This is a genomic window from Mesorhizobium sp. SP-1A, from assembly GCF_032460275.1.
Classification (GTDB): domain Bacteria; phylum Pseudomonadota; class Alphaproteobacteria; order Rhizobiales; family Rhizobiaceae; genus Mesorhizobium.
The window spans coordinates 123,857-146,632 of record NZ_JAVXZD010000003.1 but is presented as its reverse complement, the minus strand read 5'-3'; the positions used below and the strand labels follow the sequence as shown (position 1 = coordinate 146,632).

General features: G+C 61.8%; 30 protein-coding genes. 9 read left to right on the top strand and 21 right to left on the bottom strand.

Annotated elements, in window-relative coordinates; genetic code table 11:
• The first annotated feature begins 3 nt into the window (after positions 1-3).
• The 3 genes from QU595_RS15675 to QU595_RS15665 all read left to right on the top strand — a co-directional run bounded on the left by QU595_RS15675 (position 4) and on the right by QU595_RS15665 (position 2,973).
• Complete coding sequence (locus QU595_RS15675) at positions 4-564, top strand: RNA polymerase sigma factor (protein WP_315923530.1); 561 nt, start codon at positions 4-6, stop codon at positions 562-564.
• A 2-nt stretch (positions 565-566) separates the two neighbouring features.
• Positions 567-2,567 (top strand): VWA domain-containing protein, encoded by a 2,001-nt coding sequence (locus tag QU595_RS15670; protein WP_315923528.1) that lies wholly within the window; start codon positions 567-569, stop codon positions 2,565-2,567.
• A 136-nt stretch (positions 2,568-2,703) separates the two neighbouring features.
• On the top strand, positions 2,704-2,973 hold the full coding sequence (locus QU595_RS15665) for a hypothetical protein (RefSeq protein WP_315923526.1): 270 nt from the start codon (positions 2,704-2,706) through the stop codon (positions 2,971-2,973).
• A gap of 37 nt (positions 2,974-3,010) precedes the next feature.
• Here QU595_RS15665 and bmt read toward each other — a convergent pair whose 3' ends face one another.
• On the bottom strand, positions 3,011-4,027 hold the full coding sequence (gene bmt / locus QU595_RS15660) for a betaine--homocysteine S-methyltransferase (RefSeq protein ID WP_315923524.1): 1,017 nt from the start codon (positions 4,025-4,027) through the stop codon (positions 3,011-3,013).
• Between the two features lie 77 nt (positions 4,028-4,104).
• Positions 4,105-4,953: a helix-turn-helix transcriptional regulator gene (locus QU595_RS15655; RefSeq protein ID WP_315924494.1), complete on the bottom strand. Its 849-nt coding sequence runs from the start codon at positions 4,951-4,953 to the stop codon at positions 4,105-4,107.
• A 218-nt stretch (positions 4,954-5,171) separates the two neighbouring features.
• On the opposite strand from QU595_RS15655, the gene QU595_RS15650 reads away from it, so the two are divergent.
• Complete coding sequence (locus tag QU595_RS15650) at positions 5,172-6,182, top strand: fatty acid desaturase (RefSeq protein WP_315923522.1); 1,011 nt, start codon at positions 5,172-5,174, stop codon at positions 6,180-6,182.
• A gap of 427 nt (positions 6,183-6,609) precedes the next feature.
• Here the strand turns inward: QU595_RS15650 and QU595_RS15645 are convergent, their stop codons facing one another.
• Positions 6,610-6,909 carry a hypothetical protein gene (locus QU595_RS15645; RefSeq protein WP_315923520.1) on the bottom strand — a complete coding sequence of 100 codons (300 nt, stop codon included), beginning with the start codon at positions 6,907-6,909 and terminating at the stop codon, positions 6,610-6,612.
• 345 nt (positions 6,910-7,254) lie between these two features.
• Here QU595_RS15645 and QU595_RS15640 point away from each other — a divergent pair, with 345 nt between their 5' ends.
• Both QU595_RS15640 and QU595_RS15635 read left to right on the top strand, forming a co-directional pair.
• The gene (locus QU595_RS15640; protein WP_315923518.1) at positions 7,255-7,689 is read left to right on the top strand and encodes a hypothetical protein; all 435 of its coding nucleotides are present in this window, start codon (positions 7,255-7,257) and stop codon (positions 7,687-7,689) included.
• Positions 7,690-7,744: 55 nt separating this feature from the next.
• Positions 7,745-8,002 (top strand): hypothetical protein, encoded by a 258-nt coding sequence (locus tag QU595_RS15635; protein ID WP_315923516.1) that lies wholly within the window; start codon positions 7,745-7,747, stop codon positions 8,000-8,002.
• 37 nt (positions 8,003-8,039) lie between these two features.
• Here QU595_RS15635 and QU595_RS30225 read toward each other — a convergent pair whose 3' ends face one another.
• On the bottom strand, positions 8,040-9,677 hold the full coding sequence (locus QU595_RS30225) for a hypothetical protein (RefSeq protein WP_410000509.1): 1,638 nt from the start codon (positions 9,675-9,677) through the stop codon (positions 8,040-8,042).
• On the opposite strand from QU595_RS30225, the gene QU595_RS15625 reads away from it, so the two are divergent.
• Positions 9,676-9,927 carry a hypothetical protein gene (locus tag QU595_RS15625; RefSeq protein ID WP_315923514.1) on the top strand — a complete coding sequence of 84 codons (252 nt, stop codon included), beginning with the start codon at positions 9,676-9,678 and terminating at the stop codon, positions 9,925-9,927. The two genes, QU595_RS30225 and QU595_RS15625, sit on opposite strands and share 2 nt — an antisense overlap.
• Positions 9,928-9,991: 64 nt before the next feature.
• Here the strand turns inward: QU595_RS15625 and QU595_RS15620 are convergent, their stop codons facing one another.
• The 5 genes from QU595_RS15620 to QU595_RS30220 form a co-directional block, all read right to left on the bottom strand.
• Positions 9,992-11,215: a terminase large subunit gene (locus QU595_RS15620; protein WP_315923512.1), complete on the bottom strand. Its 1,224-nt coding sequence runs from the start codon at positions 11,213-11,215 to the stop codon at positions 9,992-9,994.
• Positions 11,215-11,634, bottom strand: a complete 420-nt coding sequence (locus QU595_RS15615) for a DUF3168 domain-containing protein (RefSeq protein ID WP_315923510.1) — start codon at positions 11,632-11,634, stop codon at positions 11,215-11,217. The genes QU595_RS15620 and QU595_RS15615 overlap by 1 nt, the downstream gene beginning before the upstream one ends.
• Positions 11,631-12,035: an HK97-gp10 family putative phage morphogenesis protein gene (locus QU595_RS15610; RefSeq protein WP_315923508.1), complete on the bottom strand. Its 405-nt coding sequence runs from the start codon at positions 12,033-12,035 to the stop codon at positions 11,631-11,633. Before QU595_RS15610 ends, QU595_RS15615 begins: the two co-directional genes overlap by 4 nt.
• Entirely contained in the window at positions 12,028-12,336 is a 309-nt protein-coding gene (locus tag QU595_RS15605; protein WP_315923506.1) for a head-tail connector protein, read from the bottom strand. Before QU595_RS15605 ends, QU595_RS15610 begins: the two co-directional genes overlap by 8 nt.
• A gap of 157 nt (positions 12,337-12,493) precedes the next feature.
• Entirely contained in the window at positions 12,494-12,616 is a 123-nt protein-coding gene (locus tag QU595_RS30220; RefSeq protein WP_410000518.1) for a hypothetical protein, read from the bottom strand.
• 9 nt (positions 12,617-12,625) lie between these two features.
• Here QU595_RS30220 and QU595_RS15600 point away from each other — a divergent pair, with 9 nt between their 5' ends.
• Complete coding sequence (locus QU595_RS15600; RefSeq protein ID WP_315923504.1) at positions 12,626-12,817, top strand: hypothetical protein; 192 nt, start codon at positions 12,626-12,628, stop codon at positions 12,815-12,817.
• Positions 12,818-13,037: 220 nt separating this feature from the next.
• Here QU595_RS15600 and QU595_RS15595 read toward each other — a convergent pair whose 3' ends face one another.
• The 12 genes from QU595_RS15595 to QU595_RS15540 all read right to left on the bottom strand — a co-directional run bounded on the left by QU595_RS15595 (position 13,038) and on the right by QU595_RS15540 (position 21,890).
• A complete protein-coding gene (locus tag QU595_RS15595; protein ID WP_315923502.1) occupies positions 13,038-13,424 on the bottom strand; it encodes a hypothetical protein in 387 nt (128 codons plus the stop codon).
• Between the two features lie 52 nt (positions 13,425-13,476).
• Positions 13,477-14,637: a phage major capsid protein gene (locus QU595_RS15590; protein ID WP_315923499.1), complete on the bottom strand. Its 1,161-nt coding sequence runs from the start codon at positions 14,635-14,637 to the stop codon at positions 13,477-13,479.
• An 11-nt stretch (positions 14,638-14,648) separates the two neighbouring features.
• Positions 14,649-15,155, bottom strand: a complete 507-nt coding sequence (locus QU595_RS15585; RefSeq protein ID WP_315923497.1) for an HK97 family phage prohead protease — start codon at positions 15,153-15,155, stop codon at positions 14,649-14,651.
• The gene (locus tag QU595_RS15580) at positions 15,155-15,538 is read right to left on the bottom strand and encodes a hypothetical protein (protein ID WP_315923495.1); all 384 of its coding nucleotides are present in this window, start codon (positions 15,536-15,538) and stop codon (positions 15,155-15,157) included. Before QU595_RS15580 ends, QU595_RS15585 begins: the two co-directional genes overlap by 1 nt.
• Entirely contained in the window at positions 15,535-16,746 is a 1,212-nt protein-coding gene (locus QU595_RS15575; protein ID WP_315923493.1) for a phage portal protein, read from the bottom strand. Before QU595_RS15575 ends, QU595_RS15580 begins: the two co-directional genes overlap by 4 nt.
• A complete protein-coding gene (locus QU595_RS15570; protein ID WP_315923491.1) occupies positions 16,733-17,113 on the bottom strand; it encodes a hypothetical protein in 381 nt (126 codons plus the stop codon). The genes QU595_RS15575 and QU595_RS15570 overlap by 14 nt, the downstream gene beginning before the upstream one ends.
• Before the next feature lie 765 nt (positions 17,114-17,878).
• On the bottom strand, positions 17,879-18,313 hold the full coding sequence (locus QU595_RS15565) for a hypothetical protein (protein WP_315923489.1): 435 nt from the start codon (positions 18,311-18,313) through the stop codon (positions 17,879-17,881).
• Positions 18,310-19,512 (bottom strand): hypothetical protein, encoded by a 1,203-nt coding sequence (locus tag QU595_RS15560; protein ID WP_315923488.1) that lies wholly within the window; start codon positions 19,510-19,512, stop codon positions 18,310-18,312. Before QU595_RS15560 ends, QU595_RS15565 begins: the two co-directional genes overlap by 4 nt.
• A 307-nt stretch (positions 19,513-19,819) precedes the next feature.
• Positions 19,820-20,098, bottom strand: coding sequence for a hypothetical protein (locus QU595_RS15555; protein WP_315923486.1), 279 nt, complete (start codon positions 20,096-20,098; stop codon positions 19,820-19,822).
• Positions 20,098-20,487 (bottom strand): hypothetical protein, encoded by a 390-nt coding sequence (locus QU595_RS15550; RefSeq protein WP_315923484.1) that lies wholly within the window; start codon positions 20,485-20,487, stop codon positions 20,098-20,100. The genes QU595_RS15555 and QU595_RS15550 overlap by 1 nt, the downstream gene beginning before the upstream one ends.
• Positions 20,484-20,732: a helix-turn-helix domain-containing protein gene (locus QU595_RS15545; RefSeq protein ID WP_315923482.1), complete on the bottom strand. Its 249-nt coding sequence runs from the start codon at positions 20,730-20,732 to the stop codon at positions 20,484-20,486. The genes QU595_RS15550 and QU595_RS15545 overlap by 4 nt, the downstream gene beginning before the upstream one ends.
• A gap of 72 nt (positions 20,733-20,804) precedes the next feature.
• The gene (locus QU595_RS15540) at positions 20,805-21,890 is read right to left on the bottom strand and encodes a tyrosine-type recombinase/integrase (protein ID WP_315923480.1); all 1,086 of its coding nucleotides are present in this window, start codon (positions 21,888-21,890) and stop codon (positions 20,805-20,807) included.
• 119 nt (positions 21,891-22,009) lie between these two features.
• Here QU595_RS15540 and QU595_RS15535 point away from each other — a divergent pair, with 119 nt between their 5' ends.
• On the top strand, positions 22,010-22,774 hold the full coding sequence (locus QU595_RS15535; protein WP_315923478.1) for a phosphate/phosphite/phosphonate ABC transporter substrate-binding protein: 765 nt from the start codon (positions 22,010-22,012) through the stop codon (positions 22,772-22,774).
• Positions 22,775-22,776 lie beyond the last annotated feature (2 nt).

Genomic DNA, 22,776 nt, shown 5'->3' with positions numbered 1-22,776 from the left:
ATGATGGCGATGATGCCAGATGAAGACGAAGCCCCCGACAGCGAGCTGATCGGACGGGCGAAAGGCGGGGACCGCGATGCTTTCGGCCGGTTGGTCGAGAGGCACTACGGTTTCGTCCATCGCATCGCCTGGCGCTGGTGCGGCAACAAGGCGGACGCCGAGGACATCGCGCAGGAGGTCTGCGTGCGGCTCGGCCGTGCGATCCGCGGCTATCGCGGCGGCGGAGCCTTCACCACCTGGCTCTACGCGATGACGCTGAACGCCGTGCGCGACCTGGCGCGCAAGACGACGCGCGACACAGCGAGGACCGAGGCCTTCGGGACGCATGCGCTGATCGCGGCCGACATGCCGGAAGAACCGGACGAACGACCGGAGGCGCTGTGGGCCGCGGTGCGGCTGCTGCCGGACAAGCAGCGCGACGCGGTTCTCCTGGCCTATGGCGAAGGGCTCAGCCATGCGGCGGCCGCACAAGCGATGGCGATCTCGGAGACGACGGTTTCCTGGCACATCCACGAAGCCAAGAAGCGGCTGAAGGCGCTGCTGCGCCCGGCCGGGGAAGTGTGATCATGGTCGATGACGACGATCTGAAAAGGCTGCGCGACATTGCCGGACCCGTGCCGGATGCGGCCGCGAAGGTGCACGCGCTGGCGGCGGCGATGGCGGCTTACGACGAAGCGGAGGAAATCGCGGCAGCCCCCCAAGGTTCGGCACACCGGCCACGTCTCACGGAGCGAGCAATCAGGCTCTGGAGAGAGGTCATGCAGAAGAAACTCATCGCCGCGCCGGCCGTTGCCGGCCTGCTCGCGTTGCCGATTGCCGGCTTCACGGCCTATTACCTCATGCAGGATGCCGCTTTGCGCCGCTATCCTGCTGAAAGCGAAGGCAACGCAAGCCAGTCGTCGGCTGCCGGCAAGAAGGAGACTAGCCCGGCCGATACAGTCATGGCCGCACCGGACGCCAAGATGCAGAGCGCGCCTGCGGCGCCGCCGCAAGCCGCGCCGGCCCGCTCGTCCGAGCCCGCACCGATGGCGGAAAGCCTGGCTGGCGGAAGGGCGTCGGGGCCGCTCACGCAGCGGCTTCTGGCCCAGCCGGCCCCGGCGCCGCTTTCGGCCGAGATACCGGCGGATTTTCCGGCGCCGCGTCCCGAGAGCCGCGACCGCCTGCCGGATTTCAAGTCCAATCCCGTGCGCTCCGTGGCCGAAGACCCGGTTTCCACCTTCTCCATCGACGTGGACACGGCCTCCTATTCCTTCGTGCGCCGTTCGCTCAAGGAAGGCGTGCTGCCGCAGGCCGACACGGTACGCGTCGAGGAGATGATCAACTACTTCCCCTATGACTGGAAGGGGCCGGACACGGCGGCGGTGCCGTTCAATTCCACGGTCACGGTCATGCCGGCGCCCTGGAATGCCGGCCACAAGCTGATGCATGTCGCCATCAAGGGCTACGACGTGCAGCCCGCCGCGCGTCCGAAGGCCAATCTGGTGTTCCTGATCGACGTGTCTGGCTCCATGGACGAACCGGACAAGCTGCCATTGCTGCAATCGGCCTTCCGGCTGCTGGTGTCCAAGCTGAACCCGAAAGACACCGTTTCCATCGTCACCTATGCGGGCGAAGCCGGCACTGTGCTGGAGCCGACCAGGCTTTCGGACAAGGACAAGATCCTCGATGCAATCGACAAGCTCTCGCCGGGCGGTTCGACGGCCGGCGAGGCCGGGATTCGGGAAGCTTATCGTCTGGCGGAAAAATCCTTCGTCAAAGGCGGCATCAACCGAGTGATGCTGGCCACTGACGGCGATTTCAACATCGGCCAGACGAGCGACGACGATCTGAAGCGGCTGGTGGAGCAGGAACGCAGGTCGGGCGTGTTCCTGTCTGTGCTCGGCTTCGGGCGCGGCAACCTCAATGACGGCATGATGCAGGCGATTGCCCAGAACGGCAACGGCACGGCCGCCTATATCGATACGCTGGCCGAGGCCGAGAAAGTGCTCGTCGAGGAAGCGTCGTCCACCCTGTTCCCGATCGCGAAGGACGTGAAGATCCAGGTCGAGTTCAATCCGGCCAAGGTCGCGGAATACCGGCTGATCGGATACGAGACCCGCGCGCTCGCACGCGAGGACTTCAACAACGACCGGGTCGACGCCGGCGATATCGGCTCGGGCCATTCGGTCACGGCCGTCTACGAGATGACGCCGAAGGGCGCGCCGCAGCAGATCGATCCGCTGCGCTACGGCCAGGCAGCCACGAACAACGGCGGCGTGGCCGGTGCCGACGAATATGCCTTTGTGAAAATCCGCTACAAGCTGCCGGACGAGGATGCCTCGAAGCTGATTTCAACCCCAGTGACGGGAGCCGACGAGGTGCCCTCGTTCGACGCCGCCGGACCGGACCAGCGCTTTTCCGTGGCCGTCGCGGCTTTCGGCCAGAAATTGCGCGGCGAGGACGCAATGGCGAATTTCGGCTACGACCGCATCATGGAGATCGCGTCTGCCGCGCGCGGCACCGATCCTTTCGGCTACCGGGCGGAATTCCTCTCGCTGGTGCGGCTTGCCTCGGCGCTTGGGCGCTAAGCGGACCGAGCCGGGTAACATGCCGCCGCTCTGTCGGCTGTGCTCGGCATTTTAGGCAATTGCCGTATAGCAACTGAACCGGCGGGCAATCTTTGCCCGCTAAGCCGTTTTTGCGAACGTTTGAGGGAGTTCGACATTGCGTATCGACAGCATCGCGGGCGGGGCGCCGCACGCGGCCGGTGCCCGCGCGCCGGGACATCCATCCGAGCCGGCGAGTTTGAAGGAAACGGTCGGCACGACGCGCGACGCGGCCATGTCGGCCTTCCATAATGACCGTTTCCGGCAGGTGCTGGAATGGCTGAGCGATCCGCGCGCCTCCGAGGCCGCGATGCTGATGCGTCCCGACGAAGGCGGACAGACGAATTACGACACGGCGAAATCACGCTACGCCGAAAACAACGGATAGGGCAGCGGCGCGCCCGCCGCGCCCTCCTAAGCCGAAGTCAGCCGCGGCGGCGGCGCTCGCGCCGGCCTTCGCCGGCTTCCGCAGCGTTTGGCGTCGCTGCCTTGTTGCGCATCGGACCGATGCGTTCCACGATGGTTTCGATGGTCGGGCGCTCGGCCGGCTGCTTGTGCTCGTCCAGTGCTTTGCGCATGGCGGCCAGATGGGCGAAGGAGGTGCCGCAGCAGCCGCCGACGATCCTGGCGCCGGCATCGACCGCCAGCCGCACATATTCCGACATGAGTTCAGGGGTGCCGGAATAATGAATCTCGGAACCCCGGAATTCCGGAATGCCGCAATTTCCCTTCACGATGACGGTGGCTTCCGGCTTCGCGGCGGTCATGTCGAGCAGCGAGGCGAGGATGTCGGACGCGCCCACGCCGCAATTGGCGCCGACGCCGAGCGGCGCCTCCGGCAGCCCGTCCGCCACGGCATGGATATCCTTCGGCAGCAGGCCCATCATGGTGCGGCCGGCCGTGTCGAAGGAGCCGGTATAGGTGTAGGGCAGGCCGACGCGGATGGCCGCTTCGGCAGCCGCGCGGATCTCGTCCGGCGCCGACATGGTTTCGATCCAGGCGACCTCTGCACCGCCGGCCTTGAGACCCTCGATCTGTTCGGCGAAGGCGTCCACCGCCTCCTCGTAGGTCATGGCGCCAAGCGGCACCAGAAGCTCGCCGGTGGGCCCGACGGAGCCCGCCACGATGACCTTGCGGCCCGCCTTCTCGGCGACCGAGCGCGCGATCTCGGCGGCGCGCTTGTTCAGTTCGAAGACACGATCCTGCGCGTGATGAAGCTTCAGCCGGTGACGCGTGCCGCCGAAGGAATTGGTCAGGATGATGTCGGCGCCGGCATCGACGAAATTCTGGTGCAGGCTGGCGATGGTCTCCGGCGCGGTCTCGTTGAGAAGTTCCGGCGCCTCGCCGGCCTGCAGCCCCATGGCGAAGAGGTTCGTGCCGGTGGCGCCGTCGGCGAGCAGCACGCCCTTTTCGGCGATCAGGGCATCGATCGGATTGGTCATTGGAGGCGCCTTTTTGGGAAATGTCTGGAATAAGGATATAAAGAACTCTTTATGTCCGGTCAATATTTTCCGGATCGTCAGTCGAAGAATTCGGTTTCCGCAAGACGCTGGGCAAAGCCCGCGGCTTCGTGGGCATTGATCTCGGCCGCGCGCACCAGATTGTCGAAATGTCCCGTCAGCATACGGATCGGAGCGGTGGCGTTCAGCACCAGATACATGTCGCCGACATAGATCGCGGCGCGATAGGGCCCGAATATGGTGTAGGGGATCGAATAGCGCACGCGGCCGTCATAAAAATACAGCCGCAAGGTGGGGTAGAGGTCGTCCAGCAGGGTGGCCATATGCAGAAGCTGCGCGCGGCGCTCGTCGGCGGCAATGCCGCTCCAGACGCCCAGGCCGCGCGCGAAGATCTCGAGCGTATGGCGCGGCATGCAGATTTCCATGTCGGTTTCCGGCCGGCGGTTGTAGTCGATACGGTATTGCGTCTCGACCGCCTGCGCCTGCCGGTCCTTGTTGGCGATGTCGGCTTCGTAGTCCAACAGCGCGTCAGTGCGCAGAAGATCGGGAATACCCGCCGGCACATAGCGTATCTTCGTGCCCAGCGCCTCGGCGTGCCATTTGGCCAGAAGCGTGCGGTCGAAGCCGCCCGCCGCCTCCTCGATCTCGAGGCTCTCCCTGATCTCGCCGGTCACGCCCTCGTCCTGGCTGAGGCCCAGCAGCCAGTCGAGTGAGACCTTGAACTCGGCAGCGATGTTGAGCAGCGTTTCGGCCCGCGGCAGGCGGGTGGAGGCGCCAGACAGCAGTTGCGACAGCGCCGAGCGGTCGATGCCGACGGCGGCGGCGAAGGCGGACTGGTTCAGGTCCGAGCGTGTCAGGAGCAGCTTGAGCCTCTCCCGGAACACCGCCGACAGGTCGCGCTTGTCCATCATCTGATTCGTTCCTGCAGGAAGAATTTTGCCCCATTCCGGCGCGCAAGGTCGCATCGCCGGAAATGAATCTCTTGGTTTGTTTACTAAGCATAACATATGCAGTCAAAGAAGACCAATCTCAACACTTTGTGCGCATTGTCGCGTTGAGCTCACATGGGGCTTCCTGACACTATGCTGTCAGTAAGTTGCGCACGGCGGCAGTGAGGCACCGGGACATGGCACGCAAGGACAAGAGAACGGAACGGTTGCCGGCGGTCGAATGGCCGACCGTCGCGCTGCTCGTGTCTTGTTACGGCGCGTGGCTCGCCGTCGGCCTGTTTGTTTGGCCGGCCTACCCCGTGTTGGCGCTTGTCCTGCTTGCTCTGACGGTTGCGCTGCATTCGTCGCTGGTCCACGAAGTCCTGCACGGTCACCCGACCCGTAACGCGTTGGCGAACGAGGCCTTCGTCTTCCTGCCGCTCGGGCTGGTGTGGCCGTTCCGGCGCTTCAAGGCGCTGCACCTGCGCCATCACGCCGACGAACGCCTGACCGATCCGCTGGACGACCCGGAAAGCTACTATCGGGCGCTTTGGCGGCATGAGGAACTGCCGGCCGCAATGAAGGTCCTGCTCAGGATCAACAATACCATGGCCGGCCGCTTCGTGCTCGGCCCCTGGCTGGCGAGCATCGGCTTCGTGATCGGGGATGTTCGCGAGATGCTGGCCGGCGACCGGGCCATCCGCAAGGCATGGCTGCTGCACGGCGCCGGGCTTGCCGTCGTGCTGCCGATCGTGGCCTTTGGCTTCGGGATGCCGCTCTGGCTCTATATTCTGGTGCCCGCATGGCTCGGCCAGTCGCTGATCGCGGTCCGTACCTTTGCCGAGCATCAATGGTCGGAACATCCGGGCGGACGCACCATCATCGTGGAACGCTCGCCGCTGTCGCTCCTGTTCCTCAACAACAACCTGCACTTCGTCCATCACAGCAAGCCTACGGTGGCCTGGTACCGGCTGCCGAAGCTGTTCCGCCAGGACCGCGAAGGATGGGTGAAGGGCAACAACGGCTATGTCTATCCGAACTATCTGGCGCTTGTCCGGGCCTACGCCTTCAAGGCCAAGGAGCCGGTGGTGCATCCGGTATTGCGGCGTGCGCCGGAACCCGGCAGGGCGTTCAGGCCGCGCGTGCGCGCACGCAATGTCTCCGGCCTTGGCACGGCCCCTGTGCCGGCCGACCCGCCGAAGGAATGAGACGCGTCCGGCCGAAGGCCGGCGAAAAGCCCCGGAATGGGCTTTTCGAGCGTCGAATGCCCGAGGCCGTAGCCGAGGGCCATGTCCGGCCGAAGGCCGGCGAAAAGCCCCCGGAATGGGCTTTTCGAGCGTCGAATGCCCGAGGCCGTAGCCGAGGGCCATGTCCGGCCGTGCGTCAAGAATTCCGCGCGCGGCTAAACTTTATCCTTTTCGTTGATATCCTGCCTTGATGAGTTCCTTCATCGCCGCGCTGCCGATGTATGATGGGAAGGATGCCGCAGAAAATAAGGTGTCCAGAGAATTGTTGTACGAATGTTGTACAATATCCCACGCTTCGGGCCAACAAAAACCCCGCCTGCCTTTTAGCAGACGGGGCCGGTCACTCTACGCGTTTGGCGCCGCGGAGCGTCCTAACACGGCATGAGCTTCATGCGGGCTCCTCGATGCGCGGCGGGCGATGGCCGAATTTCGCCTCGTAGCAGGCCAGCCAAATTTCTTCGCGCAACTCGTCGACGTTTTGCAGCAGCCCGGCCACAAAGCTCGTCAAGGTAAGGAAGGCAAGCCGATCACGTTCGTCAGGCACGGCGTCTTCCTGCGTGCCGAACTGCATAATGACGCGGTTCAAGTCGCGGAGTTCCGCGAGGGGATTGCTCATCTTCGATTGAAGCTCAAAAGCACGCACGGCGGCATTGGTGGGCGCGGCTTCGATTTTGGCGTGGGCGTTCATGTTGAGTTGGCTCCTTGTGTTGATCTAAACCGATCTATGTGATACGAAAGCGATCATATGCTGGAAATGATATACTGTCAATCATAGGATCGGAAATTGATCACTGGGGCGCAGATGAGAGCCGCAAGGGGACTGATACGCTGGAGCGCAGACGATCTTGCTACACAGTCAAAGTTGGGCGTGGCGACTATCAGGCGAGCCGAAGCCGTGGACGGCGTGCCGAAGACAACGGAGGCCAACCTTGCCGCCATCCGCGCCGCCCTAGAACAAGCTGGCGTCATCTTCATTGCTAGCAATGGCAATGGTCCGGGCGTGAGGCTGAGGGATCGGCAGGAGTAGCAACAGGTGGGCGACACCAAGCCGTTCACGCGAGCACTATACGTCACGAGGATCGAGGCCGCCTCTAGACAGATTGAGGCCGCGATTGACGCCTTCGAGATCGGGAGCTTTGATGTGGCCGTTACACTCGCGTGCGCCGCTGAAGGAATGGCACCACCGAACCCCAAGGGCCTATTCAAACTTATGATGCAAAGCCCTAGGTGGGGCGATCTGACTGAAAAAAATCGAAGCAGCAAGGTGAACCTAACGCGAGATTGGCTCAAACATCGGGCTGAAGACAAGCCAGGTCGCCTATTAATAGAGGAAGCGGAAGCCGCCTATTGCATTGTTCGCGCGATGTCTGTCTGGGAGCCTTGGACCCCCAAAATCGATGCATTCGGCCATCAATTTCTGCAAGCACTTGGCAAGCCTAGAACTGGGCCGCATAGCGCCAATTCCTGATTGACATCCCCGCCCGCCCGGCGCGACGATGGCGGCGGGTTAATGGGAGGGGATGATGGCGAAAGATGTCATCAATTTTGGTGAAGTATCCGCAGGGCTAATCTGTCCCGACTGCGGTTCAACTGATTTCCAGAATGAGGGCGAGGGTGATTCCGCAATCGTCTCCTGCAAATCCTGCGGGCACAAATTCGGAACGCTTGCCGAAGTAAACAAACGCAGACTCGCCGCAGCTAAAAAGAAGGCAGGAGAGATAGCAAAAGACGCCAAGGCCAGCATTCTAAAATCGATCCGCAAAAGCACTAGGCGGCGATAAGCCAGATCCCCCGCCACCGCGTTTTTCAAAGTCGCACTCACATCTTCCTCGCCTGAACATCCGCAATCATGCCGGGGAGTTGGCCTTTCACGGACTTGGTGGACTGCTGGACGCTGGCCGTGACAATATGCGGCGCGGCCTGCCGGATTCCATCCTGCGTGACGCTCTCGACGAATGGCATCAAGTTGCCGTTCTGGTCGACCGATACGCCAACGGTGACGTGTACATTCTGCCCGCCACCACCAGCCGCCATTCGCGGCATCACCGGGGCGCTCATAAGCGCAGGCGTCACAAACCCGCCGTTTGCGTAGCCGCGCAGCTTGTCGAGGTTGGCCACGCCAATGCGCCTGGTGGTCTTGGCATCCATGACATATTCACCGGCATGGACGATGCCGGCCGGCTGATTGCGGCCGCCCGGCCCGGTATAGCCGCCATCCGCAAAGCCCAGCAGCTTGCCAAACAGGCCGAACCCACCGCCCGCACCGCCGCCGAACAGCATGTTGATGCCGGACTGCGCCAACTGCTTGGCGAGTTGCTTGACGGCGGATTGCAGAACTTCGGTCGCGTCCTTGCCGTCGATCAGGCCGTCAACCAGCGTTGAGGCGAAGTCCTTCGCCATGTCGCGCAGTTCTTCGACAGCGTGAAGCTCGGCCTCGTGTGCTTCCTTGGCGCTGTAGATCGCTGTCACCAGCGCCGTGATTTCCGCTTTCTGTTCGGCCGTCGCATCCTTGCCGGCTCGCCATAGCGCGTTCGCCTTCTCAAGCTCGACGCCGCTAAGGCCGATCAGGTCACGCTCGTGCTGCAGGTTTTCGATCAGCTTCTCGGCAAGGTCGACGGACTCCTTCAGCCCACCGCCGCCACCGGCCTTGGCACCAGCGCCGCCGCTTGTCGGGATAACCGTCTTGGGCGCCGCATAGGCCGCCTGGAATTTTGCCAGCGTGGCCGGATCCATCACGGCAGCCGAGCCGCCGAACCTGGCATCCATCGACGTCGGCTTGTCGCCGCGGCCCGTTACGATGGCCTCGCCCTTGGGCCGCACCATGGCACCGACCATCGCGCCGGCATCGGCTGCGGCCCGGCGTTGCTGGTACTCTGCCAGTTTGCCGAGCAGCACGTCCATGCCCTGGACAGCGGACAGCAGCGCCGACTTCGATTCCGCGGCGAAGACTTGCCACATAGACGCAAACCGCGAATCCAGTTCGGCCGCCCGGCTCACAAGCTCGGCGTCGATCACCGCGCCGGCCGCCTGTGCGTTGGCTTCAAGCTGCTCCAGACCGCGTGCGCCGTCTTTGAACAGCGGCACCATCTTCGCGGCTTCGTCGCCGAAGCCTTGTTGCGCGAGATATAACTGCTCGGCAGGCGTGGCGGCGTTCTGGATAAGGTTGGCGAACTCGCCGAGAATATCGCGCGTACTGCGCAGCGTGCCGTCTTGCTGCTTTAGCTCGACGCCGTTGGCCTTGAATATCTGCGCAAGCGGCCCGGCACCAGATGCCGCTTCCGCCACCTTGGCCGCGAAATCGCCCAAACCATCGCCCATTTGATCGACGGCCACGCCAACCTGTGTCGCGCCATATTGCAGGGCCTGCAGCGAAGTAGTGGACAGCCCGATGCGGTCGGCCAGGCGTTGCAGGCTGGCGGTTTCGCTGATGTCGCTGATTGCCTTGCGGAACAGCATGAGCGGCGCCATCGCAGCCAAGATGCCGCCACCGACGCCGAGCGCGAACTCTTTGCCGATCGAGCCAAGTTTGGAATTGACGCTGGCAACCATGCTGCCCGCGCCTTTTTCGATGCCGCGGAAATTGTCGTTGGCCGCCTTTTTGGCGCGTGCCATGCCGCGTTCGAGCTTGTCGATGCGCGCGATTACGTCGACGACAAGCGCGCGGCTTTCACTGTTGGCCATGCGGCCTCCTTTATGTTTAAAGTAATACGCCCGCCGTCGCGGAACGTTGGGGGTGCGCGGCTTAGGCCTGCAGCGCGACGGCGGGCGACCTAAAACGCGAAGGCGTCTTCCGATGCCGTTTCGTACATGGACAGCCCGGTGGCCGCTTGGGCGGCACGGCCGACGCAGATGATGGCCGCGACGGCCGGATCGATCTTGTCGATTGAACGTTCCTTGAGCGGTCTGCGGTTTCCGCTAGCGTCTGTGTATAGTACTACGTTACCGATGGCCCAGCGCAGGAGTGGGTTGCCGCCATGGACAAGTTTCCGCTCAAACATCGACGCTTCGAAGTCTATAACGGGCCGAGCGAACGTCGCTATGTTCTGTGGAAATTCGGCGACAGGGTAACCGTCCGTTTCGAGCGATGCCATCACGTCTTGCGCATGCCAGCGGTCAAATGCGATTTCTTCTACTCGAAACCTTTCGGCCAACCCGCGAATATAAACCTCGATCATGCCAAGATCGATGGTGTCGCCGGGGCACGCAGTCAGGTAGCCCTGTTCTCGCCACAGCGCATATGGAACGTCGTCCGCGCGTTTGCGGATCGCACCTTCCGGGCAAAAAGACTGGACGTGGAGCGCGATGCGGCCGTCATCGAGCAGGATGGCGAGGCCGACTGCAGCGAGATCAATACGCTTGGCGAGGTCTACCGATACCCAAGCCGGTCTCCCCTCAAGCTTGGATAAGTCGAGTTCGCCCGCGTTCTCATCCCAAACCGACAAATCCCATTCGGGATTCGCGGCGCCGTCGAGCCAAACATTCAAGTTTAACTGCTTGAACATCTCCCGGTCGGCTGGCTTGTGTTCCGCCTCCCGCACAAGCTGGCGCAAGCCATCAATGTCGGGATAAGGCGGGCTGCACGACAAGCCGGGATTGACGCGGCGCCATATGGCCTCGTCCTTATAATCCTCGTCCGGCCCGGTTTCGAATAGGATCGGCAAGAAGGTTTCGTCGACGATCTGGCCGGTCGCTACCTGCTTGGCATATTTGTACTCGCTATAGGCGAGGTTTTCTTGCCCGATGCCTGCCGTCGTGGTGATCGCCAACAAACTGCCCGGCGTCTTCACCAGGCCGGTGCGGATGGCATCCCACAGGTCGCGCTTTCGCCACGCATGAAGCTCGTCGACCAGGGCAAACTCTTCCGTCGACGCCTCGATGATCTGAGCGCGCAACGTGGCGAACGGCGCCCATGCATCAACCGGGTTGCCATAGTCATCGATAGTCTGCGTGAGCGTCTCTATCGAGATGGTTTTATCGAGCTTTCCGGCGCGCATTAAACAACTCCCGCGAGCGTGTCTTCGCTCAAGATTTTGAGCGTCACGACGGCATGGCTATGGATGCCGTCCGGGTCGCGCAGGTAAACGGCGCTGTCGAAATAGGCGTCGAGCGCAAAGCCATCCACGACGTCGCTGGCGTCCTTCACACCGCGGCGGATTTCACCGACAATATTCTTGCAGGCCGCTAGGCCGTTCTCCGTGGTCCATACGTGGCAGTCCGCGAATATCTCGTCGGCGACGATGCACGCGGCGTCGTCGGCCGTGATGGTGGCCTCGCCGATCAGGATGCAGGGGAACACCTCTGGCCGGTCGTTGCGGTCGAAGATCGACGTCGCGGGAACCAACGCCGTAAGCGCGGCGCGGTTTATAAACAGCGTGCGGAGAAACTTCTGCGCCGCCAAACTGGCTTCGCTCATTTGCGCCACTCCTCTTTAATAGCTTTTCCTATGGCGCGATCGATGCGGCGCTTGACCTTGCGCCCCGCGGTGCGCACCGTGACCCAGAAGAAAGGTTCCCGCTGGGTGTCGGCGGTGCCGTATTCCACGCCCAAAGCGTAGTCGTAATCAGCACCCGAACCGGCCCGTACTTCCTTGGTGGTCTTCTCGCCGCCCGCCGTGATGCGAGCCGAAAGCGGAACGCCGGTATCGTGCCATTGGATTGACGAGCGCAGCTTGCCGGTTTTGACGGGCGCCAGGCCGCGCATGCGCGTCACCAATTCGTCGGCGCCTTTCTCGATTGATGGCTGCACACGTGAGCGCACCGTTTTCGGGATAGCGTCTAGCCGCGCTAGCAGGCTTGAAATGTCGTCCCTAGGCATTGTCGGCCCATGAATAGTGGCGACGATTGCGGATGGTGTCCTCCACCTGCATGGGCACCGATAGGATAGACAGGCCGGCGACGGTGCTTTCGCGGTTTTCGTAGAAGTGCGCCGTTACCTGTTTGACGGCCTCGACAAGATCGGCCGGCACTGTGTCGGGAAATTCTGTTGCAATGACGTAGCCTAGCATCTGCTCCAGCCATGCCTGCGAGGCGTCGATCTTCGCGGTAATGAGGGCATCGTCGGTGGTATCCGTGATGCCGAGATGGGCCTTCGCGTCGGCCAACGTGACGATTGCCATTGTTCAACTTTCTTGAACGTACCATGCGGTACGATGAAATTTCTGTTTACGATGAATTGCGCGTTGTGGGGCGCGGGTGGTCTACAACCAAAGCGGGAAAGTTGCCGACCCACCCCCGGTTGTGCCGTAACGGCGCGGTTGTGGTGGCTCAGTCCGCTTATCGTGACCTGCCAGCACCCCAAGCCTGCGACTGATCGCGCGCCGTGCGCGCCGAATGACAAGGGCCGCACATCGAACGTAGGTTCGACTCGGCCAACCGCAGGTCAGGGCGCTCACGCACCGATTGGATATGATCGACGTGGGTTGCCTTCGCGCCGCACACGACGCACAATGGATGGTGGTGCAGATGCCGAAAGCGCAACTTGCTCCACTCTGCATCGTACCCACGGCTCGCCGCACTGCCACGCTGCGCATCGTTGACACGCTGTCGCTCAACCTGCCGTGCCCGTTCATGGATACAGCGCTGGCCCTTCGGCACTGAGCAGCCACAGCTTGTGATGCGATTGACCATGGTGACTCCAAATAGGGAAGCCGCCCCGCCACACCGCCGAGGCGGAGAGGACGAGGCGGGACGGCTATTGCGCAGGCAATCCCCATTGCCCACGGCTTGCCGTGCCCACGCCGTGCATGGCCCATAGGGCGGGCGGCCACTGCGTGGGCTGTAGATTGGCCAGACCTTGAGGAGCGCCGCCCTTGTCTGGTTAAGCCACAGGCCTGTCCGCAGCGTTGCCCTTCACCACGACCGCGCCGGCAACGATAGAGGTGCCCGAGGTCTTGGTGATGACAGCGCGGATAAACCGCTTGGTTCCGGTATAGCCGACCTTATAGGCGGACGTGGCCGCAAGCTCTGCCGGCAGAGAACCAACCAGGTCAGCAGCATTCACGTCCGTAAAGTCGCCATCCGTGCTCGTAGGCGATTCCTGAACGGAAACCACGTACTTGCCGGCAGAAGTGATGGCGCCCGTGTTGATGACGAGCGCAGCGGAGTTGAAGCCAGCGAGGTCGACCGCGGTGCCTTTGGTGGTGGCCGAGTAATCGACCGGAGCGAGCGTCTGTGCGACGCCAATGTTCGATGCGAGATCGCGCATGATGTGTCCTTATGAAAAGAGGATGGGCGGCCCGAAGACCGCCCGCTATGGGTTAGGAAGTAGCGCAGCGAACCTTGCGCACGGCCTCGGCAAGCACCAGCGCACCGCCCGTGCGGCGGCGAGCATGGAAGCGAACCAAACCAGAGGTAGCCTGGGAATAGGGATCACGCATGATCGACAAGGCAACGCGATCGTAAATCCTATACGCGCTGGCGATGTCGCCGAACAGGATCGGCTCCGCCGCACTGCCAATGTCATCCATGGTCGGGTCTTCGATTAGCGGGCGGCCAAGGATGGTGGCCGGGTCGCCAGCCGAAAGGCCGGGCTGCCACAGATAGGCACCAGTCGAGCCGTCCTTGAGCTTGCGAACGGCGGCGATGGTCTTGCTGTTCATCATCCACACGCCGCGATTCCTATAATAGGCCGGAAGCGCATAGAATGCGTCAATCAGCGTGTCAGCCGGCGCCGTGCCCAGTGTCGAGGCATTGCCGGTTGCGGTGTACGCGACGCCGCTGGCCTCCATGAGGCCAAGTGGCTTTTTCACGCCATCGCCCTGGCTGAAGCCGAGCGCCTCAAGCCGGCCGAACTCCTCGGCCAAGTCGCTGGACACTTCGGCCTCAACATTGACGGCTGCGTCTTCAAGCAGGCGCTGGCTAACGTCGACATAGCAGGCCATCTCATGGATGGGAACCTCGATCTGCCCATAGCTGGACTCGGTGGCCGGGCGGGTTTCGGTTTCGCCAACCCACGCGCCCGTGGGGCGGCCCGTGCGCTTCGGAAGGATCACCTCGCCGCTGGACGTCGAGCCGACGCGAGCGGCCTGGCGGATCGGGCTGAACTCGACGATCTGCTTCACGACTTCCGCGCTGAATTCCGAAGGTGCCAAATAGCCGCCGGCCGTGTCATCGGCCACGCGAAGCGACTTCACCTCGTCGGCCTGTAGCGCTTCCTTGCCGCGGCGCAGATAATTGGTGAACGCCTTGCGTTCGGGGGTAGGTTCGTTGTCGTTAGCGCCCTTAACGATGGCCGGGCGGGCGAGCTTGGTTTCAACCGCGGCGATGCGATCGGCAAGCTTGTTATCGTTGTCGGCCTTCGTCTCGATGGCCTTAAGGCGCTCGTCGACGCTGGTCTGCAGGTCTGCAAGAGCCTTGGTAACGAGGTCAACGGTATCGTCTTCACCCTTGCGGACAAGGGCGGTATTCATGTTTTGCATGTAGTTTAGTCCTAGCTAGGATTGCGGAGCGCCGAGGCGGTCCTGGTGATAGCCGCCGCAATTTCGAGTGCGCGCACGGCGGTTTTGGCGGAAGTGACCTTCGCGCCCGGATGCATCGGGATCGCCACGAGGGACGCCTCCAGAAGCTCCAACTTTGAAATGGTGCGCCCGCCGCCTTTTCGCGGTATCGCCTTTTTGGTCAGGAATCCGATGGACAGCCCACGCACGGCGCCGGCCTTCACCAACGCGCGCACCTCGTCGGCCCGCCGCACCTCACCGACGAGCAAGCGGCCCTTAAGCCGCAAACCGTCTATGGCCTCTGTGGCCTCGGTCCAAGCGCCAACCGGGTCGTCGGGATCGTGGCCGAACAGCATGGGCAGCGGCAATGCGGCACCGGCGAAGGCGCCTTTCTCGATCACGTCGCCAACACGATCTGGCGAACCGAACGGCCATGCAAGGCCCTCGATTTCGCCGGTATCATCTGCGGCAAACTTGGTTTCGAAGAATAGCCGTTCCATCAGGCCGCCTCATTGCCTTCGGCGGCCTTCTTCCTGAAGATGGCATCCGCCAGAATGTCGGCGGCAAGCTCGGCATAATTGCCATGGCCGTCGCGTTCGAGAACGGCAAGCACGTCCTTACGTGGGACGATACCCGTCTGCCCGTAGCTGAAGCCATGCAGGCGGGCCTGCCGGTACGCCTTGGCCGCGATCTTTTCGACTTCAGACGGCCCATGCAGGCCGAACGATACGACAGCGGCAACATCGGCAAACGTCCATTGCCCTTCAGTGATGGCCTTCAAGATGCCATAGAGGCTGCGGCCGATGGCGTTTTCAAAATATCCGACATACTGTGCGTCGATTTCAAACTGGCGCTCGGCGCCGTCATAGGTGGCGGTAATCAAGCCGCTGCCTCCTTTTCGGGTGTGTCATTGTTGTCGGCGACTGGCGCGGCTGGGCCGGGCGTAATTGCCGGGTTGGCGAACTCGTCGCCGCCCGGGTATGGCGGTGCGCCATCCCACGCGCGAAGTTCGTTCGGCGAATAGATGCGCGCCGTCACCAACGTGGAATAAGCCGTCGCCCGCTCGCCGAGATCGGCGCGGGTGAGATCGTCACGGTCGAACCGGATGCGGAAGTCCTTGCGATCGCCCTCGTCGATAAGGGCACGCCGCAGCGCGGCCTCCAGCGCCTGGAGCCATGGCTCTAGGCAGTACACCAGGAACTCGCGGTTCTTCGTCGATAGGTTCGACCATGTGGCGCGCGTCAGGTCGCCAAGCAGTGGGCTGGGAATATTGAAGGCCCGCGCCACCTCTTCCAATTGGAAGCGCCGAGTTTCGAGAAACTGCGAATCGACGCTGTTGAAGGTGAGCGGGTTGAACGTGCCTCCATCCCACAAAAGTGCCGTTTTGCCGGCATTGTCGCTGCCCTCAAATGCCGACTTCCATGCCGTGCGCATTTTCGCCAAGGCGGCATCGCCGATCTTTACATCCTTGGGGAACTGGATCACCCCGCCAGGCCGCGCACCGTTGGTGAACAGCTTGGCCGCGTGCTTTTCGAGCACGTTGGCCAGTCCGATCGCCTCCGCGCACAACGTCAGCGGTGACTTGCTGAACGGGCCGCGCAGGTGGATGACGTTCGCGGTCGGGATAACCGCACCGGACAGCCGATAAGTCGGCTCGCCGGTTTCGGCATATTCAACAGAAAACGGGTTATCGCGATAGGTGATGATCTCGGCAGGCTTGCCGTCGACGCGACTCACGTATGCGAAGCCGCCCGCATCGCGCGTCAGGCACTCCGCTACCAGGTCGCGGATGGTTTCAAAGCCGGACGCCCACGGGCAGGCGTCGACGCGCAGGAGGTGCCATGCGGGATGCTCCTCGTCGGGCACCCATGCGTCACCGTCACGGCGTTCGACAAGCACCTCCAGGCTGGCCGCCGCCTCGCTAATGGTGCGCACCGCGGCAGCAACCGCAGGCACCGTCAAGGCAACCGAAGTGGGCACGGCGGCCGTGCCGGTCACGGTGGCGCCCAGCAGGGCAAGCAACTCTTCGTCCGGTGCGGCGAGGGATTTGGCCTCGATGGCGGGCGCGGGTTTGGTTCTAAATGGCCACATCGAGCCTCTCCTTAATCTCTTGAACAACCCAACCTGGATGCACGATGCGACACGGCCTAACCGGCCATTGCTGCTCGTCGGGCTGGATCCAGTGCTCGCCGTCGTCAGTGACGATGAGCGACGTGCCGTCCGGTGGCTCGGTGGCTAGGTGCTGACGGACGATTGCCAGCGCGTCCGCAATGGACAGGTCCGGCCCGGCCAGGTTGCGGGCGGTTTTGAATTCGGCCAGGTCGCGGACGCTGAAGACACGGGCGCCGCGACGTTTGCCGCCAAGGCCGTATCGGTGGATGAATGAGTCTAGGGTGTTTTCGGACACGCGCAGGCAGCGCGCAGCCGCCTCACGCGAGATATCGCGCAGGGTGTACATCTTGCCTCCGCAAGGATTTTATCTGGACAAAAAGAATGTGGCCGACCGTTGCATCGCGCAGGCGGTCGGCCACCACCGCGACAGCATCGCGCATGTCGCAGGTTGGGTGCGGGCGCTGCCGTCCCGGCAGCCAACTACCCGCGTGCGCGTGGATTTGAGCGAACACGCGCAATAGGTAGAGGGGTTATTCGCCCCTTCACAATACTGTAAACTCAAAGGCAAAAAGTGGCCATTTGGCTCAAAGAAATCGACGCCAAGGCAATTTATTCAATGAATTGGATTGCCGCCCGGCGAATGGGATTTTCATCCCCCCTCATATATACACGCCATAACTCAGCACGATTCCGGCGTTTCGGCGAAAACTATTAATGCCGCGCCGAAAAACGTAATGTTTTGGAGTCCGTCGTCGGCGCAAACTTTTGCGTCGACATTCTCCGTACCCTTCCCGCACCGGAAGCGGTTTGAGGACGCACCGGCGCCCCGTTTATGAACGCCAGCACGAAAAGCTCAATGAAACGCTAGCCGCAGCTACCGGGCACAGAATGATTGATAGGCATCCTATCTATCATTCGCGGCGCGAAACCGCGTTTGAGTCCGTACTGACTACGCGGCGAGGTCTTCGCGCCTAACGTTGCCAATCCGTAGAAAGTGGGCTTTTTACGCTGATTTTTCAAAATAGTCCTCTCACCCTATAGCCAACCTGAACCCGTTTGAGGTCGCAAAAAACGCCATTCTGTAAACGCCACGCCGAAAAGGCTAAGTATTTCAATCGGCCCACTCTGGCGTTCCGTGATAGGTATGCTTCGGGTCACGGAAGGGCACGTTGTCATTTACAGATGACGTCTTCCATGCCGCTCTTGCCGAAGCCTGCCAATACTCTAGAGATGCCTTTAAGCGGCCCATAGCGGCCCGCTGAACGCGATTGGCTTCTGCCCGCTGGTACCCAGCGGAAATCTCACAAATCGCGCCACGGAGTGCCCCTGCGGCGAAGGCGCGGCATTGCGCTACCGACCCATAGGGTCCGGAGCACTCGTCCAGGGGCTTGCCTTCCAGCAATGCTTCGACGGCGATCTGCTGCTGGCGAAGGACGGGGCGGGCAGGGTCGGCAATCCAGCGCGCCGCCTCCTGTGCCAATGTGCGGATAGTGTCGCCGTCCAGGCCGGCGAGTGCGGCACGGATGTTTTTGTTGCGCTGGCTCATGCGGCTTTCCTCATCATCCCACTAAATCCACCTTCTGGCCGCTTGGACACTGGTCGCGGCGCGCTCGACCGGAACGGCTTGCAGATGCCCAGCCCCTCCGGCCGCAGGGTGATATCCACCTCGGTGCCGAGCATGGCCTCAGTATCGGCAAGCTCATCCAAACCGGCCTCAGCGAGGATGACGCGCATTTCCGGCGCGACGGGCGGCAACACCTTCTCGAACTCCTCGCCATCGTCGCGCCGGAAGGTGACGTGGATACCGTCGACGGTGGCGCGGGCCGCCGTAATAATGGCGGGCCGGGTAAGGTATAGCTCCATCCTCGGCTCACGCTCTGGTTCGGGCTTCGTCGCCTTCGGCTCAACGCGGCGGTCGGCTTCGTCGTACTTCTCGGCGGCCAGCCACTTTTCCAATGGCATACGTTTTTGCCCCGGCTTGGCCGATGCGGCCCATGATGCGGCCCGCGCGACGATCAACTCGACGTCTGGATTTTCGATAGCCTCGAAAGCGGCGCGGGAAGCCTTCTTGTTTCCCAGCTTGCGGTAGGCAACCCAGATGCGCTCAAAATCACTACCCGCGCCGGCAACGGCCGAAAGGCCGGACGCCGCGGGCGCGGATACTTCTTCTGTACCCATACTCATAACCGCGCCTGTCGGCGGGTTATGTATGTGAGTCTTTGTCCCGGTAGGGTGGGACGAAACAGCGCCATGTGTCCCGGTAGGGTGGGACAGTACTGTCCCGGTAGAATGGGACAGTTGAGAATCATCTTCAGTGTCCCGGTGAAGTGGGACACTAGATTCTGATGACGGCAACGTTCCTTGCGTTGCCAGTTCGAGTACGTTCAGCACAGGAACGTATCTACTCGCACCACGTCGGCCGACGTGGGTACGGACAAGCCAACCATTTTCAATAAGGAGGATAATGGCGCGCTGCACGGCGGAGCGCGATAGGTGACGCGCGCCGTCAGGAGCGCGTGCCCGCATGGTGGCGACGATATGGCGAACGGAGGCTAAAGCATCACCGCGCGTCTGCATGTACCAGCCAATCAAAAAACGATACACGGTGCGAGCCGGGTCGGTCAGGCGCTGGTCGTAATCGACAAGCTGCGCCATTCGGAATTGTGCGACCGGGCCGGGGAATTCCCCTACCTCATGCGTCCAGTATTTTCTGCTGGCGCTGACGGGTTCTTCAGGCTGCGACATCGGCAACAGCCTCCGCGATCGCATCGGCCACGGCCGGCGGAAAGGCAACAATGCGCTGCCCATTGAACTCAGGACCGTAAATTCGAATCCCGTTTCGCGTCTCTACGAGCCGCAAGTTTCGAATGAAAATTCCATCGTCAAGGCGCACGTCCAAAAACGCGCGTGTGTTCCCGCCCGGTCGGGCAGGTCGGTAGTTGCAAATTTCCACAGGGAAACTCCCATTGTGTTTGTAGGTAGTCGGTGAAGCCGGCTTGGCGCCGGTCTTGGCCCCAGCCGCGCAAGGCGGCCGGGGCGATGGTCTGGTGGGTTAGGCTAACTGGTGCGCCCGCTCGATGTCGTCCGAACTTAGCTCAGAGAACACTTGTGCGGTGGCCCAGTCGATATCGTCGCCGGACAGATTCTCCGAGTTCGCCCACCGCAAGAAGCCGGCTAAATCGGCAACCCGGTCGTCGGTCCTCGGCACTCGCTTCCACCATGTGGTGTCGCCCGTCCGCATGTGGATGCGCGTTTTGATGTCTGGCATCAACTCTCGCGTCTTGGCCGAAGCGGTCTCGATGTCGGCCAGCAACTTCTGCATATCGTCCATCACGCCGCCTCCCTTTCACCGCCTTCCAAATAGAGTGAAGGCCCCGGTGCCGCCGCCAGAAATGGCAAGAATTTGTGCGGAGCAACCGCTACAATTGCATCGTTCTTCACCCGAACAGAAAATAGTTGGTAGGTAATAAGGTCGCTGGTTTCTTCCGTGAGCGGCCAGCCAAGCGCGGAAAGCCAAATTTCTTTCTTTATTCGGTCCTCCTCAAGCCAGCTTTCGAGGAAAACTTCATCGCGAAATTCCCATCCGAGGAGCCTCGTTCCTTCAACGATTTCGATCTGGAGGTTAGCGATTTTCCGTGTGCCCCACACCTTGCGGCCCGCCTCCGAAAAATGGACATGTGTGATGTACGCAGTGTATTCGCCGTCTTCGATGCTGGTCATGCGGCGGCCCTCGCACGTTCATTATCATTCACGAAATCGTAGATCGCCGTCCGCCGCTGGCCGGCCATCCATGCCTCCAAGTCGGGGATGGCATATCGAACCGAACCGCCTAGTTTTAGGTAGACCGGTCCATCGCCTCGCATCCTGCTCTTGTTGAGCCACGAAACCGACACTCCTAAGAAATCTGCAGCCTCTTGTGATTTTAGACTTGACACGTTTTTGCCCTCCTGATAGGTTTTAAGCATAAGGGGAATTCCGTCTGCTTCTGGCAAAACCTATATGGTATAAAAGATGGCCCTTGTGTCAAGCAAAATCTGCTAGGCGCACGCTTTTTCCAACCATTTCCAGCCTTCGAACTTATCGCCCGTCTGCCGCAGGTGGGCGTAGCGTTGAAGGTTCTGCCACGATCGGTGGCCGCTGACTGAAGCGGCCTGCGGGATCGTCCGGCCCATCTCGAATAGGCGCGAAACCCCTTCGTGACGAAGGTCATGAAAATGGAGTCGCTCGTCGTCGGGCATGTCCTCGGTCGTAATACCTAGCACAAGGCAAGCCTCGCGGAACGTGTACGAGACCGTCTCGGGGTTGAACGGAAAGATTTCCGCTGCGGAGCGCGGCATGGACTGGATGATGCGCAGCGCCTCTGGCGTCAGTTCAGTCCAGATATGGTTTCCGGCCGCACCCTTGGGGTCTTTCGCGTCTCGCACTAGGATGCGGCTGTGTGCCTCGTCCAAGTCGCTCCACAAGAGCCGGGTTATCTCCGACTGGCGACGGGTGCTGAATAGCGCGAATGCCACAATCTTTAGCATGGGCAGTGCGTCGACCTTGCGGCCAGCGAAGAACTCCATCAGCCGGTTCATTTCATCTAGGGTAGGGCGGCGCTCTCTCTTCTTGCTGCGCCCTGTCAAGCCCTGCTTGCCGATAACGACGAGCGCATCTTTCATAGCCTGCGCATCGAGGGGGTAGCCCCAAGCCGGTCGCGCTATATCGAAGACGCCGTTTAGGAATGTCATGTAACCAGACACTGTGGCTGGCGCTCGCCCCTCGGAAAGTTCGCGGGCAAGGGCTACAATATGCTGGCTGCGGATTTCGGAGCACCGCATCTGCGCCAGCTTGGTGGTGCGCAATATCTTCAGGACGCTGCCCTTGGTACGCCCGACATGTTTAAGCTCTCGCTCATGCTTTTCGATCGCCTTCGCCAGCGTCGGATCTTCGGCCTTGATCTCCTCTACAGCACCCGGCTCGGCTAGTTCGCTCTCACGGAATTTACCCCACGCGACCGCCTCGCGGCGCCTGCCGAATGTCTTATTCTCGCGGTGGATGATCCTGCCGTCGCGCTTGATGACGATTTGCGCTAGGAATGACGACGTGCCGTCTTTCTTCTTCCGCTCTACGATACTGGCCATGGTCGGTACAACACGCCCCCGTTTCGGTACGACTTGTTGTACTAGATATGAAAAAGGTTGAAAAGGCGGGAACTAGCTGGAATGAAGGAACGATAGCAAATGATTGAAAAAACAACATAATGACAAAATTTGAAACGCCTTTCATTACCGCCTTGCCGATGTATGACTGGCCCGAGCTTCGGGCCGAAACCGATGCGCAATGGGGAGCGATCCGTGACCGTTTGCGGGCGAGGGGGATCGATGCGCCGGAACATCTGACGCGGGAGAGCGCATTGTCGGGACATCTCGACCTTCCGGCCCTATGGCGCCATCCGAACCTGCTGCTGGCGCAGACCTGCTGGGGGCCGATGGAACTGGGTCTGGCCGATGAGGTGCAGGTGGTCGGTCAGCCGGACTATTCCGACTGCGAGGGCGGGCAGGGCGAGTTCTATTCGAGCGCGATCCTGATGCGCGGGGCGGGTTCACCCCCCTCTGGCAGGCCAGAAGGGGGTATCCAAGCACCCACTGACGGCCGCGCCATCCTTCCACTCGACCTGCTGCGCGGCAAACGCTTCGCATTCAACAGTTCCGATTCCATGTCGGGCATCATCGCCCTGTCGCGCGACCTGCAAGCTAGGGGCGAAACCGTCGTCATCTTTTCCGAGCAGGTCGAGACCGGCGGCCATCGCGCCTCGATGCGCGCCGTCGCCGAAGGCCGGGCGGACGTGGCTGCGATCGACTGCCGCTCATGGAGCCTTTTCAGGCGTTTGGAGCCGGACGTTTCCGCCCGGCTTCAGGTCGTGGGCTGGACCGCGCGCCGCAAGGGCCTGCCCTATGTCACGGCGCGCGCGACACCGCCTGAAACCGTCGCCATCCTGCGCGAGGTGCTGGCGACGGTTCCCTAGCA